General features: G+C 69.4%; 8 protein-coding genes, 2 tRNA genes and 4 pseudogenes. 6 read left to right on the top strand and 8 right to left on the bottom strand.

The annotated features are described in order from the left end of the window. The first annotated feature begins 4 nt into the window (after positions 1–4). From ACRQ5B_RS11240 to ACRQ5B_RS11230, 3 genes and pseudogenes are all read left to right on the top strand, one after another. Positions 5–472, top strand: coding sequence for a tRNA (cytidine(34)-2'-O)-methyltransferase (locus ACRQ5B_RS11240; RefSeq protein ID WP_432393885.1), 468 nt, complete (start codon positions 5–7; stop codon positions 470–472). 207 nt (positions 473–679) lie between these two features. After that, positions 680–1,282 (top strand): sigma-70 family RNA polymerase sigma factor, encoded by a 603-nt coding sequence (locus tag ACRQ5B_RS11235; protein ID WP_432393883.1) that lies wholly within the window; start codon positions 680–682, stop codon positions 1,280–1,282. A gap of 1 nt (position 1,283) precedes the next feature. Next, positions 1,284–2,203, top strand: a pseudogene (locus ACRQ5B_RS11230) (anti-sigma factor). Positions 2,204–2,296: 93 nt separating this feature from the next. On the opposite strand, the gene ACRQ5B_RS11225 reads toward ACRQ5B_RS11230, so the two are convergent. The 6 genes and pseudogenes from ACRQ5B_RS11225 to ACRQ5B_RS11200 form a co-directional block, all read right to left on the bottom strand. Further along, entirely contained in the window at positions 2,297–3,706 is a 1,410-nt protein-coding gene (locus tag ACRQ5B_RS11225) for a gluconate:H+ symporter (RefSeq protein ID WP_432393882.1), read from the bottom strand. Positions 3,707–3,741: 35 nt separating this feature from the next. Continuing rightward, positions 3,742–4,275 carry a gluconokinase gene (locus ACRQ5B_RS11220; RefSeq protein ID WP_290255708.1) on the bottom strand — a complete coding sequence of 178 codons (534 nt, stop codon included), beginning with the start codon at positions 4,273–4,275 and terminating at the stop codon, positions 3,742–3,744. Positions 4,276–4,345: 70 nt separating this feature from the next. After that, positions 4,346–5,124, bottom strand: a pseudogene (locus tag ACRQ5B_RS11215) (PIG-L deacetylase family protein). A gap of 4 nt (positions 5,125–5,128) precedes the next feature. Further along, positions 5,129–6,079 carry an electron transfer flavoprotein subunit alpha/FixB family protein gene (locus ACRQ5B_RS11210; RefSeq protein ID WP_432393880.1) on the bottom strand — a complete coding sequence of 317 codons (951 nt, stop codon included), beginning with the start codon at positions 6,077–6,079 and terminating at the stop codon, positions 5,129–5,131. Between the two features lie 11 nt (positions 6,080–6,090). Further along, positions 6,091–6,890, bottom strand: a pseudogene (locus tag ACRQ5B_RS11205) (electron transfer flavoprotein subunit beta/FixA family protein). 254 nt (positions 6,891–7,144) lie between these two features. Beyond that, a complete protein-coding gene (locus tag ACRQ5B_RS11200; RefSeq protein WP_432393879.1) occupies positions 7,145–8,764 on the bottom strand; it encodes a S1C family serine protease in 1,620 nt (539 codons plus the stop codon). 262 nt (positions 8,765–9,026) lie between these two features. Here ACRQ5B_RS11200 and ACRQ5B_RS11195 point away from each other — a divergent pair, with 262 nt between their 5' ends. The 3 genes and pseudogenes from ACRQ5B_RS11195 (at position 9,027) to ACRQ5B_RS11185 (ending at position 13,609) form a co-directional block, all read left to right on the top strand. Then, positions 9,027–11,078, top strand: a complete 2,052-nt coding sequence (locus tag ACRQ5B_RS11195; protein WP_432393877.1) for a TPM domain-containing protein — start codon at positions 9,027–9,029, stop codon at positions 11,076–11,078. A 151-nt stretch (positions 11,079–11,229) separates the two neighbouring features. Continuing rightward, on the top strand, positions 11,230–11,991 hold the full coding sequence (locus ACRQ5B_RS11190; protein ID WP_432393875.1) for a PspA/IM30 family protein: 762 nt from the start codon (positions 11,230–11,232) through the stop codon (positions 11,989–11,991). Positions 11,992–12,185: 194 nt separating this feature from the next. Continuing rightward, positions 12,186–13,609, top strand: a pseudogene (locus ACRQ5B_RS11185) (cryptochrome/photolyase family protein). A gap of 126 nt (positions 13,610–13,735) precedes the next feature. Here ACRQ5B_RS11185 and ACRQ5B_RS11180 read toward each other — a convergent pair. Together ACRQ5B_RS11180 and ACRQ5B_RS11175 are read right to left on the bottom strand one after the other, a co-directional pair. Further along, positions 13,736–13,809 (bottom strand) — tRNA-Met (locus ACRQ5B_RS11180). 128 nt (positions 13,810–13,937) lie between these two features. Then, a tRNA-Met gene (locus tag ACRQ5B_RS11175) sits at positions 13,938–14,011 on the bottom strand. Positions 14,012–14,042 lie beyond the last annotated feature (31 nt).

The following is a 14,042-nucleotide window of genomic DNA, read 5'->3' as shown; positions in this document are numbered from 1 at the left end:
GAACGTGTTCCGCATCCTCTTCGACAGCCCCGAAATTCCCGGTAATACCGGCAACGCCATCCGCCTCGCGGCCATCACCGGGGCCCAGCTGCACCTGGTGGAGCCGCTGGGCTTCGACTTCTCCGACGCCAAGCTCCGCCGCGCCGGCCTGGACTACCACGACCTCGCCGTCGTGACCGTGCACCCGGATCTGGCCACGGCGTGGGAGGCCCTGCAACCGGAACGGGTCTTCGCCTTCACCTCCGACGGCGACACCTCCTACACGGACATCGCCTACCGCCCCGGGGACGTCCTGATGTTCGGCAGGGAATCCGTGGGCCTCTCCGAGGAGGCCAAGCACGACCCGCACGTCACCGCCCGGGTTCGGCTGCCCATGCTGCCGGCGCTACGTTCGCTGAACCTGGCCAATGCCGCCTCGATCGCCGTCTACGAGGCGTGGCGGCAGAACGGTTTCGCCGGCGCCAAGCTCTGAACGGCCCCGTTTAAGTCCCTCCCATCCAACTCCGGCGCGGCGCCGAATCCTTCATGGACACCACATATGCCAGCCAAGGGAAGGAGCGAGGAGCGGCCGGTGAGCACACTCCAGGTACACAGGTCCGGCGGACCGCACCGAACGGGGCACCCCCTGCGGGCCCGGCCTGACCTCCGCGCGGGCAGCGGCGCCCTATGCTTGAAGGTGATGGAAACTCCGAACGCCCCGAACCGCGAGGCCGCTCCCCCGTCGAGCCCCGCCGATGTGAACCACCGGCTCGGTGTGCTGCTCGAACAGATCGCCGGCGGCAGCCAGGCCGCCTTTGCCGAGTTCTATGAGCTCACATCCCGCCGTGTCTTCGGCATGGCCCGCAGGGTCCTGATCGATCCCGAACTCAGCGAGGACACCACGCAGGAGGTCTTCCTCCAGGTCTGGCAGAACGCGGCCAAGTTCGACGCCGCCGCCGGCAGCCCGCTGGCCTGGCTGATGACCATCTCGCACCGGCGCGCCGTGGACAAGGTCCGCTCGACCCAGTCCGCCAGCGACCGGGAGGCCCGCTACGGTGCCAGCAGCCAGGACATCGACCACGACTCCGTCTCCGACGAGGTCGGCAGCCGGCTCGAAGCCGAGGCGGTGGTCCGGTGCCTGGAAACGCTGACGGACACCCAGCAGGAATCCGTCAGGCTCGCATACTACGGTGGCCTGACCTACCGTGAGGTGGCAGAGAAACTGAACGCCGCCGTGCCCACCATCAAGTCCCGCATCCGCGACGGCCTGATCCGACTGAAGAACTGCCTGGGGGTGAGTTGAGATGAACGACATTAATCCGCTGAACGGCGGGCGACCCGCCGGCGGTTTCTCCGCCGACATCGCCACCGATCTCGCCTCCGGCCGCGCCGTGGACTTAGCCGAGGTGTACGCGCTGCACGCCCTCGACGACGGCGAACGCGACGCCGTCGACCGCTACGTGTCCTCCGCCCCCGCCGCCGAGCGGGCCGAGTTCGAGGAGCGCGTCCGTCAGGCCCGGGAGACTCTGGCCATGAGCTTCACCGCCGAGGAGGAACCCCCGCCGGGCTCTTCGACAAGATCTCCGCCGCGCTGCCCGCCGCCACTTCGGCGTCGACCCCTGCGACCCCGGAGTCAGGGACCCTGGAGTCCGGTGCACCCGTCGTTGCCCTCCCCGGTGCCACCGCCCCGGTGGTCGCCCGGCCCGTCCGGGACGCCGCCCAGGCGTCCGGCACCGATGACCTCGCCGCGGCCCGGCAGCGCCGGGAGCAGCGCCGCCGCCCGCAGGGCATGCGTACCTGGCTGATCGGTGTCGCAGCGGCGGCCGCCGTCGCCGTCGGCGGGGTGGGCGTTGGGGCCTACATCGCCAACCAGAACGACCCGATGGCCCAGGTGCTGCAGGCCGGTGACGTGAAGAAGGAAACCATCGACGTCATCGGCGGCGGCACGGCGTCGCTGACGCTGTCCTCCTCGAAGGACGCCGTCGTGGTCAAGATGAACGGCGTGCCCGCTCCCCCGTCCGGCAAGGTCTACCAGATGTGGCTGATCCCCAAGGACGGGTCGGCCCCGATATCCAAGGGCCTGATGGACGCCGAGGCGCTGTCCAAGCCCGCCGTGGTCACCGGCATCGGCTCGGCCGCGGCGCTGGGCATCACGGTGGAACCGGTGGGCGGGTCCAAGACACCCACCATGCCCACGGTGGCGGCGGCCTCGCTGGGCGCCTAAGCGGCCACGCGGACATACCTCGACAACGACAAAAGCCGCGCCGGCCCCGGAATTCCGGGACCGGCGCGGCTTTGTCGTATCAGTCGAACGGCGCTAAATCACCAGCGACAGCAGCATCACGAAGCCGAAGCCCACCACGGAGATCAGCGTCTCCATCACGGACCATGTCTTGAAGGTCTGCCCCACGCTGAGGCCGAACAGTTCCTTGACCAGCCAGAAGCCGGCGTCGTTGACGTGCGAGAGGAACAGCGAGCCGGCACCGATCGCCAGGGCCAGCAGGGCCGCGTGGGTGGGGGTCAGCGAACTGGCCAGCGGACCCACGATGCCGGCCGCGGTCACCGTGGCCACGGTTGCCGAGCCGGTGGCGAGGCGCAGCGCTACGGCCACGATGAAGCCCAGAACCAGGACGGACATGTTGGCGCCCTCGGCCCACTTCTTGACCGCGTCGCCGACGCCGGCGCCGATCAGGGTCTGCTTGAAGCCGCCGCCGGCGCCCACGATCAGCAGGATCGCAGCAATCGGGCCAAGGCTCGCGCCGATCTTGGTGGTGATCTTGTTGCCGGTGAAGCCGACGGCGTAGCCGAAGGTCACGATGGCCAGCAGTACCGCCAGGGTCATTGCCACGAGCGGCTGGCCGACGAAGTCAAAGAAGACCCGTGCCGCGGGGGCGGTCTTGGGATCCGGCCAGACGATGTCCACGACGGCCTTGAGCAGCATCAGGACCACCGGGAAGATGATGGTCAGCAGGGTCACCAAGAAGCTGGGCTGGCGCTTGACGCCCTCCAGATCGGCCCCGTGACGGGTGTCGATGCCGCCGGCAACCTCGGGGGCACCCACCGGCACCCAGCGGGCCGCGAGCCGGGCAAACAGCGGCCCGCAGATGATAACGGTGGGGACGGCCACAAGCAGGCCCAGGGCCAGGGTGGTGCCTAGTTCGGCCTTGACGGCGCTGATCGCGATCAGGGGTCCGGGGTGCGGCGGCACCAGGCCGTGCAGCACGGACAGGCCCGCCAGGGCGGGGATGGCGATGCGCATCAGCGGCATCTTGGACCGCTGGGTGACCAGGACAATCACGGGCAGCAGCAGCACCAGGCCGATTTCAAAGAACATCGGCAGGCCGATGATGACGGCCACCAGGGTGATGGACCAGACCACGCGGTTGCCGGTGGCCTTGGCCAGCAGCGTGTCCACCACGCGGTTGGCTCCGCCGGAGTCGGCCAGCAGCTTGCCGAGCATGGCGCCGAGGGCGATCAGCAGGCCGACTTCCTTGAGGACGCCCCCAACGCCGTCCTCGAAGTTGCTGATGATCTTGGCCAGTTCGACGCCGGAGGCCAGGCCCACGAACGCGGAGCCGAGGACCAAGGCCAGGAACGGGTGGAGCTTGAATTTGGCGATCAGGACGACGATGAGCGCGATGCCCACGGCGGCGACCACCAGGAGTTGGGTGTCGTGGCCGGACCAGGCCTCGACGGCAGCGGGAAGCTGCAGGGCAAGTGTTTTCACAGGGTATTCCTAAAGGGAGGGGGTGGCCTGAAAGGTCAGAGCGCGGCGGTGCCGGCGGCCTCGAGGTGGAGCCGGTCGATGATTTCCTGGGCCTCTTCGGCGGGCGTCGCGCCGACCGAGAGGGTGATGGCGTTCTCGTCCGCGGCGGGCTTTTCCAGCGCGTCGAACTGGGAGTCCAGCAGCGCCGGCGGCATGAAATGTCCGTGCCGGGAGGCGAGCCGGTCCGAGATGCGGTCCTTGCTGCCCTCGAGGAAGACGAAGGTGACGCCCTCCCCGCGGAGCACGTCGCGGTACCGTTTCTTCAGGGCCGAGCAGGTCACGACGCCGGGCCGGCCGGAGTCGGTGTGGTCCCGGATCCATTCCGCGATGCGTTCGAGCCAGGGCCACCGGTCCTCATCGGTCAGTGGCTGGCCCGAGTGCATCTTGGCGACGTTGGACTCCGGGTGCAGGTCATCGCCCTCGGCCAGATCCCAGCCGAGACGTCCGGCCAGCAGGCCCGCGACGGTGGATTTACCGGATCCGGAGACGCCCATGATGACAAGGACAGGGTGCTGCGCAGTCTTCGCCATTAAAGTCTGCCTTCCATAAATATGATTTAAACATGGTCAGCATATGGCAGTGGAGGCGGGCAAACAAACACTAGAACCCTGCGATGGTCTCCGGCCCGTTGACCGCCACGACGTGGAACGCCTCGGCGCTGCGGCCAGCCGGCAGTCCGCCGCGCTGCGCGGTGGACTGCAGGAGCCCCCGGACGGTGCGGTCCATCGCGTCGACGTCGGGGTGCTGGCTGACGTGGACGTGGATGGCGGCGAGCTTCTGCTCCACCTGGCCGGTGACATCGACGAAGTGGTTCTCGCGCTCCTCCGGACCGGCGATGAGCCACAGCCAGGGCAGCTTATAGGCCTCCAGGCCGGCGGCGGCCAGCTCCGGGTAGGCGAACGGGTTCTCCACGGCCGGGTAGACCGCCCGGGTGACGGCCTCCCCACGGCCAAGTGGTCCGGGTGGCTCTTTTGAATCCGGGTCCAGTTCCGTTCCGGGTGCATGGCAAGCACGACGTCGGGCCGGATCGTGCGGATCAGCCGGACCACGTCCCGGATCACCTCGTGGGTGGGTTCGAGGTAGCCATCGCGCTGGTGCAGGTAGTGGATGTCGGTGACCCCGACGAGGCCGGCGGCGCGCTGCTGCTCCTCGATCCGCTGCCGCACGATTTCCTCCCGCGCGTCCGGGTCGAAGCCGCCGGCGTCGCCGTCGGTCATGATGCAGTAGCTGACCTCCACCCCGGCCGCGGTCCAGGCCGCGATGGTCCCGGCGGCGCCGAAGTCAATGTCGTCCGGGTGCGCGGTGAAACAAAGCACCCGCCCGATCCGGTGCTGCGCCGGGTCGAACGGGCTTTGTGCCGATGTGGCGGTGGTATCCAAATGCCTAGCCCTTGCGTTTGTTGATCTCTTCGGTGGCCTGCGGCAGGACCTGGAACAGGTCTCCGACGATGCCGAAGTCGGCGATCTCGAACACCGGCGATTCGGCGTCCTTGTTCACCGCCACGATCACCTGGGCGGTCTGCATGCCGGCCTTCTGTTGGATGGCGCCGGAGATCCCGGCAGAGATGTAGAGCTGCGGGGAGACGGTCTTGCCGGTCTGCCCGATCTGGGCGTCGTGGCCGATCCAGCCTGCGTCCGTGGCGGCGCGGGAGGCGCCGACGGCTCCACCCAGGGCGTCCGCGAGGTCCTCGAGCGGGCCGAAGTTCCCCTCGACGCCGCGTCCGCCGGCCACGACCACCCGGGCCTCGGTCAGGTCGGGACGGCCGCTGGCGGCCTTGGCGCTGCGGGAGACCACGCGGGCCGCGGCGCCGGCGTCGGCCGGTACCTCGACGGTGGCGGTCTGCGGCACGGTGGCCTCGGCGGCGGGTTCGGCGGTGATGCTGTTGGCCTTGACGGTCAGCAGCGCCACGGCGGTGGTGGCGCGGGCCGTGGTGGTGTAGGACCCGGCGAGGACCGGCTTGTGGGCGGTGCCGTCCGGATCGACGGCGACGACGTCGGTGATGACCCCTGCCTCAAGCTTGATCCCGGCGCGGGCCGCGATCTCGCGGCTTTCGGCGGTGTTGTCCAGCATCACGGTGGTGGCCCCGCTCTCCCGGACGGCTGCGGCCAGGAAGGCGGCCTTCGGGGCGATGAGGTAGTCCTCCAGGTCCGCGGCGGAGGGTCGGTAAAGGGCGTGGACGCCGTAGTCGCCGAGCATGGCGGCGGCGCCGTCGTGAAGCTCGCCGGTGACGGCGGCGGAGGCCTCGCCCAGGCTCCGGGCGAGGGTGAGCAGTTCCAGGCTGGATTTCTTCAGCGCCTCGCCCGGGTTGTCAATGAAAACCAGTACGTGTGCCATGGATGATCCCCTTAGAGCAGCTTCTGGGCGGCGAGGAAGTCGACCAGCCGGATGCCGGCGTCGCCCTCGTCGGTGATGATGGTCCCGGCGGTGCGGGGCGGGCGGGCCTCGGCGGTCTCGACGGCGGTCCACGAGCCGGCGCGTCCCACCTGTGCCGGGTCGACGCCGATGTCCGCGAGCGACAGGGTGGTGATGGTCTTTTTCTTCGCCGCCATGATGCCCTTGAAGTTCGGGTAGCGGGGGTCGTTGATCTGGTCCGTGACCGAGACGACGGCGGGAAGGTCCGCCTCGACGGTGAGCGCGGAGGTGTCCCCTCGCGGCGGGCGGTGAGGGTGCCGCCCTCGATCTCCAGGCTGGCCGCGAACGTGACCTGCGGCAGTCCCAGCCGTTCGGCCAGCTGCGCGGGGACCAGCGAGGTCTCCCCGTCGGTGGAGGCCATGCCGGTGATGATGAGATCCGCGGGCGCGTCGGCGCCGAGGTGGCGGACGGCGGCGGCGAGGGCCAGGGAGGTGGCGGCCGCGTCGGAGCCGGCGAGGGCGTCGTCGGAGAGGTGCACGCCCTCGGAGGCGCCGATCTGGAGGGATTTCTTGATGGCGTTGACGGCCCCCGCGGGTCCCATGCTGAGCGCGATGACCTTGTTCCCGGCGGCCTCGCCGCCGCGGGCCTCGATCAGCTGCAAGGCCGCCTCGAGGGCGTACTCGTCCAGCTCCGAGAGGATGCTTTCGGACCGGTCCAGGGTGTTGTCCGGGCCGCTGAGGTGGCGGTCGAACTGGGCGTCCGGTACGTGCTTGACCAGCACAATGATCTTCAAGGGTTCTTCCACTGTGTCTACAGCAGCCTTCCGTGCGGGGGCAGCCAGCCGGGTGGGTGGTGGCCTGGGAGCGGTTCCCGGCGCGGCCGGGTCTTCCTAGCTAACCATATAGCGGCGGCCACTTCCGGCCGGGGTTAGCCGGATGTCGGGAAGGGGCCGCCCGGGTACCTTGCGGTCCCGGGCGGCCCCTTCCTGGTGCGGGTTCCGGCCGTGGCTGCGGCCGGGCTGGTGCCAGTGTTACTGGGCGGCTGCTGTTACTGGTCGGCTGCGGCGCCCAGCGTGACGTCCACCTGCTTCTCCTGGCCGCCGCGGAGGACGGTGACCTTGACGGTGGCGCCGGCGGCCTGTTCGCGAACGGCTGCGGTGAGCTGGTTGGGGTCGCTGATGACCAGGTCCTGGAACTTGGTCACGACGTCGCCGACCTTGATGCCGGCCTTGTCCGCGGCGGAACCGGGCTCCACCGTGGCGACGTCCGCGCCCACCGAGAAGCCGGAGGCGGAGGAGCCGGAGGGCTTGGCCTTGACGCTGACGCCCAGCTGGCCGTGGCTGGCCTTGCCGTTGCTGATGATCTCCTGGGCCACGCGCTTGGCGTTGTTGATCGGGATGCTGAACCCGACGCCGATGTTGCCATTGCTGCTGCCGCTGCTGGAGTCACCACCGGCCGAGGCGATGGCCACGTTGACGCCGATGATCTCACCCTTGCTGTTGACCAGGGCGCCGCCGGAGTTACCCGGGTTGATGGCCGCGTCCGTCTGGATCACGTTGATCGAGATGCTGCCCTGGTTGCTGGTGCTGGGCGCCTGGCCACCGCCGGGAGGGGCGAACTGAAAGCCCTGGTCACCACCCTGGGAGTTGTCCGCGCCGTCCTTGGGGGCGGCGGAGGACGCGACGCTGATGGTGCGGTTCAGGGTGGAGACGATGCCGTCCGTCACGGTTCCGGTCAGGCCCAGCGGGGAGCCGATCGCGACGGCGGTGTCACCGACGTTCAGCTTGCTGGAGTCGCCCAGGCTGGCCGGGACCAGGCCGCTGGCGTTGTCCACCTTGATCACGGCGAGGTCCGAGAGCGGATCCGTGCCGACGATCTTCGCGCTGTAGACCTTGCCGTCGTTGAGGCGGACCTCGACGGCGGCCTTGGCGGTCTTGCCGTCCAGGGTAACGACGTGGGTGTTGGTAAGGATGTGGCCCTCGCCGTCGAGGATGATGCCGGAGCCGGTGCCGCCCTCGGAGCCGCTGGTGGCCTTGATGGTCACCACGCTGGGCGAGGCCTTCTGTGCCGCGGCGGTGATGGCGTTGACGTCGTCCTTGTTATTGACGATCACCGTGCCGGGCTGGGTGCTGCTGCCGGTGGAGGAGACCTGCCGGCCGCCGATCAGGGCGCTGCTGCCGGCCACGACGCCGCCGCCCACCAGGCCGGCCGCCAGCATGCTGGCGATCAGGACCGGGACGCCGAAGCCGGCCTTGCGCCGCGGCGCGTTGTTCGGGTGGTTGAACGAGGAACCGGGAGCGTGCTGGGCCTGGCTCTGGTGGGCCTGCTGGCCGTTCCAGCCGGCGAAGTGACCCTGCTGGTTGGGTTGCTGGCCGTGCTGGTGCTGGCTGTGCTGGTGCTCCCCGTAGGGACCCGACGGCTGTCCCGGAGCGCCGAACTGCTGCGTCTGCGGGGACGGGTTCTGGGCTGACGGGTTCTGGCTGTACGCCGGTTGGTGCTGCGGGTAGACCGGGCGCGGGGCGTCCTGCCCCGGCTGGTCAATCCGCATCGTGGGGTTCTCCTGGCCGGAACCCTGCGCCGGTGCGCCGTACCGGTCCGTGCCCTCGCCCGGCTCCCGCTCCGGCTGTGCTGGATCCGGCGAGCCGCCCTGCAGTGGGTTCTCAGTCATGGAACTTCCTTTCATCCGTGTCTGCCATTAACTATGGTCGCTCAGACTGATACAACTGCGGACATTCGCTGGGAGGTTCCTGAACGCCCCGGCTTTTCGCTGGTGGCATATTCCCGGCGATGGACTGCCCCCGGGGGCACCATAGAATCAAATGGAATTGCCACAGCGACCTGCGGCTTCACACCTGCGTGGGGGCGCTGCCGCAGTTCTGGGACGACCGGCACGGACCGTGCCGGCCACCGATGCGCTGAAGGGTTTGCAGATGCGGTCAATGATGAAACGTTTCCTCGCGGGGGTTGGGGTCGCCGGACTGCTGGTCCTGCCCGCCGCCCCGGCCCTGGCCGAGGACCCGGTCACCATCCCCTCCGGCCAGAACGTCGTGGACAACGCCAACGTGCTGGGAAGCCGCAAGGGTGAGGTCCAGGACGCGGTCCAGAAACTGCTCAAGGACCACAAGTACAACCTGTACGTCGTGACCGTGAAGACCTTCGAAAATCCCTCGGACCCTGAGGGTTGGGCGCAGGCGGTTGCAACGAAAAAGGGCATGGGCCGCGCGGACGTCATCCTCACCATGTCCGACGACGGCAAGTACTACTTCTCGCCGAACTCGGCCAGCGCCATCTACTCCAAGAAGAGCACCATCACCCAGAACGCCATCGCCGCCAACCTCGGTGCCGGCAAGCGCGACTTCGCCCAGGCGGCCATCGACACCGCGGCGGCCGTGGGCGACGCGGCCGGCGGCGGCAGCGGCACCGTGCCCTCCGGCGCGGGAGCCGGCTCCGGCGTGCTGGTGGGCGTCGGCGTCGTCGCGCTCGGTGGCGCGGGAACCTACCTCTACCTGCGCAACCGCCGCAAGAAGGCCGTCACGGCAGGCACCGCCGGGGAGGGCCAGCAGGCCGAACTCGATCCGCTGGCCGGCCTCAGCGTGGACGAGCTGCGCCGCAAGAGCGGCTCGCTGCTGATCGAGGCGGACGACGCGATCAAGTCCAGCGAACAGGAACTCGGCTTCGCCCAGGCCCAGTTCGGCGACGCCGCCGTCGGCAACTTCACCAAGGCGCTGCAGGACGCCAAGGCGCACATGACCGAATCCTTCAAGCTCCAGCAGCAGCTCGATGACCACATCCCCGACACCGAAGCGCAGCAGCGCTCCTGGTACGGCGAGATCATCCGCCGCTCGGAGGCCGCCCTCGCGTCCCTGCAGGAGCAGAAGGCCGACTTCGACTCCCTGCGTGAGCTGGAGAAGAACGCACCCCAGGCCCTTGCCGCCGTCGGAACCGGGGCCCGCGAGGCCGAGACGAAAATCGCCGCGGCCGACCAGTCGCTCACGGACCTGCGCGCCCGGTACGCGGACAGCGCCCTCACCGCCGTGACGGACAACATCACCCAGGCCAAGGAGCGGCTGGCCTTCGTCCAGAACGCCTCCTCCACGGCGCAGGACAAGCTCGACGCCGGAGACACCAGCATGGCCGCGGTGGCGGTCCGGGCCGCAGAGGAAAGCCTGCACCAGACGAACGTCCTCCTCGGCGCCATCACCAAGGTGGCCGCCAACCTCGACGAGGCCCGTAACGGGCTGGAAACCGCCGTCGTGGACACCTCCCAGGACCTCGCCCAGGCCCGCGCCATGATCCAGTCCGGCGCACACCCTGAACTCGCCGGCCCCGTGGCCGGGGTCGAGGCGGCGCTGGCCCAGGTCAATGCCGAGATCCAGGCCGGCAAGATCGATCCGATCGCCACCCTGGAAAGGGTCGAGGCCGCCCACCAGAGCCTGGACACCGCCCTGACCGGCATCCGCGACCAGCAGGAACAGACCCGCCGGGCCCAGGCCTCGCTGCAGCAGAGCATCATGTCCGCCCAGGCCCAGATCAGCGCCACCTCGGACTACATCACGGCCCGCCGCGGCGGCGTCGGCACCGAGGCGCGGACCCGGCTGGCGGAGGCCCAGCGCAACCTCGACTACGCCCTGTCCATCTCCCGGACGGACGCGGTCACGGCCCTGCAGTACGCCCAGCAGGCCCACGCCCTCGCGGCGCAGGCCGCCCAGCAGGCCCAGGCCGACGTCGACCAGTTCGGCGGCTACGCCAACCAGGGTTACGGCCGGGGCGGCATGTTTGGCGGCGGCGGTGGAGGCGGCGGTCTGGGCGGCGCCATCCTCGGCGGCATCCTGATCAACTCCATCCTGCACGGCGGCGGCGGAGGCGGCTGGGGTGGCGGAGGCGGCGGCTGGGGCGGCGGTGACTCCGGCGGAGGCTGGGGTGGCGGCGGCGACTTCGGTGGCGGCGGCGATTTCGGCGGCGGCGACTCGGGCAGCTTCTGACCCGACGGGAGCAGGCTCACAGAGACTAGCGCCGGCGGACCCGGTCCGGCCGGCGGGTAGAGGCAGTACATCCACAGATCACCGATTCCAGTGACCCCACTGGAGAGGACGAGAGGTAGCACCATGAGTTAAGCAGTCCATTTTCGGCCGCATGGCACAGCTGGCGAAGGCGAACATCAACTCGCTGCTGGACCAGGCCGAGGATCCGCAGAAGATGCTGGACCAGATGGTCCGCGACTACACCAACAACATCGCCGAGGCGGAGTCCGCCGTCGCCCAGACCATCGGCAACCTGCGGATGCTGCAGGATGACTACAACGAGGACCTCAAGAACGCCCAGGACTGGGGCAACAAGGCCCTCGCCGCCTCCCGCAAGGCCGACGAATACCGGGCCAAGGGCGACTCCGTGGACGCCGAGAAGTTCGACAACCTGGCCAAGGTGGCGCTGCAGCGCCAGATCACCGCGGAAAACGAGGCCAAGTCCGCCGAGCCGAGCATCGCCTCCCAGACCGAGGTAGTGGACAAGCTCAAGCAGGGCCTGGACCAGATGAAGAACAAGCTCAACGAGCTGACCAGCAAGCGCAACGAACTGGTGGCCCGGTCCAAGACGGCCGCCGCGCAGAGCCAGGTCCACGACGCGCTCAAGAGCATCGACATCATGGACCCGACCTCCGAGGTGGGCCGTTTCGAAGAGAAGATCCGCCGCGAGGAGGCCAAGGTCCGCGGCCAGCAGGAGCTCGCCGCCTCCAGCCTGGACGCCCAGTTCAACGCCCTCGAGGACCTCGGCGAGCAGACCGAGATCGAGGCCCGGCTGGCCGCGCTGAAGTCCGGCGGCAGCCAGCAGGCCCTCGGCACCGGCAACGGCTCCCACACCGGCTCCACCGTGGACGAGGCCGACTTCGACAAGCTCTGATCAAGGTCCCCGGCAGCGTGTGACGCGCCGCCGGACGACGACGGCGAGGGCCGGGTTCCGCCGCGGAACCCGGCCTTTGCCGTACCCGCGCGTTTCGTGCCCTGTGCTTCCTGCGGGACCTTGTGCCCTGTGCTTTCCGCCCTGCGCTTCCGGCCCTGCGCTTTCTGCGGGGCGGCATCCAGTAGCGTTGAGCCATGTCTTCGACTTTGGTTTGGCTTCGCGACGATCTGCGCCTGGATGACAATCCGGCCCTGACGGAGGGGGCCGCAGCCGACGGGCCGCTGACGGTGGTCTACGTCCTGGACGAGGAGTCCCCCGGCATCCGGCCCCTGGGCGGCGCCACGAAATGGTGGCTGCACCATTCGCTGGAGTCCCTGGCCGCGGACCTCAAGGAGGCCGGCAACCGGCTGGTGCTGCGCCGCGGCCGCGCGGACCGGATCATCCGCGACCTGGTCAAGGAAACCGGCGCGGCCCGCGTGCTGTGGAACCGCCGCTACGGTGGCCCGGAGCGGGCCGTCGACGCGGGCCTCAAGGACTGGGCCGCCAAGGAGGGCCTCGAGGCCGAGAGCTTCCAGGCCAACCTGCTGTTCGAGCCGTGGACCGTCCGGAACGGCTCCGGCGGCCCCTACAAGGTCTTCACCCCGTTCTGGAAGGCCTGCCTCGACTCCCACGACCCCCGGCAGCCGCTGGACCCCCCGCAGCAGCTCCCGGCCCCCGCCAAGACCGGTGAGCGACAGTTGCCGGCCACCGACACCCTCACCGACTGGGAGCTGCTCCCCCAGCGGCCGGACTGGAGCGAGGGCCTGGCCAAGGAATGGACCCCCGGCGAGGCGGGCGCCCACGAGCGGCTGGAGACCTTCCTGGACGGCCCCGTGACCGAGTACGGGACCGGGCGCGACCGGCCCGGCGTCGAGGGCACCAGCAGGCTCTCCCCGCACCTGCGCTTCGGCGAGATCAGCCCGTTCCGGGTCTGGCACGCCTTGCGCGCCCGCTTCCCGCACCACGCCGCCGCCGACGTCGGCGTGTTCCGCTCCGAGATCGGCTGGCGGGAGTTCTGCTGGCAGCTGCTGTTCGAGAACCCGCAGCTGGCCACCCGCAACTTCCGGCCCGAGTTCGACGACTTCGCTTGGGAAAAGCCCTCCGCGGCGGACCTCCGGGCCTGGCAGCAGGGCCGGACCGGGTACCCGCTGGTGGACGCCGGCATGCGGCAGCTCTGGCAGACCGGCTGGATGCACAACCGGGTCCGAATGGCGGCTGCCTCGTTCCTGGTGAAGAACCTGCTGGCGGACTGGCGCACGGGTGAGGAATGGTTCTGGGACACCTTGGTGGACGCGGATTCCGCCTCCAACCCCGCCAACTGGCAGTGGGTGGCCGGCTCCGGCGCGGACGCCTCCCCTATTTCCGGATCTTCAATCCGGTGACGCAGAGCAAGAAGTTCGACGCCGCGGGCCGCTACCTGCGCGCCTACCTCCCGGAGCTGGCTGACCTGGACGACAAGGCCATCCACGAGCCCTGGAAGGCCGCGGACGGCGCCGGGGACTACCCGGAGCCGGTGGTGGGGCTGCCCGAGTCCCGCGCCCGGGCCCTGGACACGTACCAGAAGCTCAAGGACGGCTAAACGAACCCGCCCCGGCCTGGGCCCCTTGTGCCGGGGCAGGTTAGACCCTGCGCCGCCCGGGACGGCGAGCCCAACCCCGGGAACGTGAAAGGCCCGGATCCTCAATGGATCCGGGCCTTTCCTTTGTTGCGGGGACAGGATTTGAACCTGTGACCTCTGGGTTATGAGCCCAGCGAGCTACCGAACTGCTCCACCCCGCGTCGCATGATCAAGCCTACCCTACGTTTGGCCTGGCCCCGACCACCGGCCCCAGACGGCCCCGAGAGAGGCCCCGCAACGCCGGTTAAGCGAGAAGTCCGGAACATTTCTGTTCCGGACTTCTTTCCAGTTGCGGGGACAGGATTTGAACCTGTGACCTCTGGGTTATGAGCCCAGCGAGCTACCGAACTGCTCCACCCCGCGTCGCACCAACAACATTACCTGCCGGTGAACG

It is taken from the genome of Pseudarthrobacter sp. L19 (assembly GCF_050859435.1).
Classification (GTDB): domain Bacteria; phylum Actinomycetota; class Actinomycetes; order Actinomycetales; family Micrococcaceae; genus Arthrobacter.
This window is presented reverse-complemented; position numbering and strand designations above follow the sequence as displayed.

Coding starts and splice junctions, on each gene's coding strand:
- ACRQ5B_RS11235 (WP_432393883.1), top strand. CDS start 680: ATGGAAACTCCGAACGCCCCGAACCGCGAGGCCGCTCCCCCGTCGAGC.
- ACRQ5B_RS11220 (WP_290255708.1), bottom strand. CDS start 4,275: ATGGCGAAGACTGCGCAGCACCCTGTCCTTGTCATCATGGGCGTCTCC.
- ACRQ5B_RS11210 (WP_432393880.1), bottom strand. CDS start 6,079: ATGGCACACGTACTGGTTTTCATTGACAACCCGGGCGAGGCGCTGAAG.
- ACRQ5B_RS11200 (WP_432393879.1), bottom strand. CDS start 8,764: ATGACTGAGAACCCACTGCAGGGCGGCTCGCCGGATCCAGCACAGCCG.
- ACRQ5B_RS11195 (WP_432393877.1), top strand. CDS start 9,027: ATGCGGTCAATGATGAAACGTTTCCTCGCGGGGGTTGGGGTCGCCGGA.
- ACRQ5B_RS11190 (WP_432393875.1), top strand. CDS start 11,230: ATGGCACAGCTGGCGAAGGCGAACATCAACTCGCTGCTGGACCAGGCC.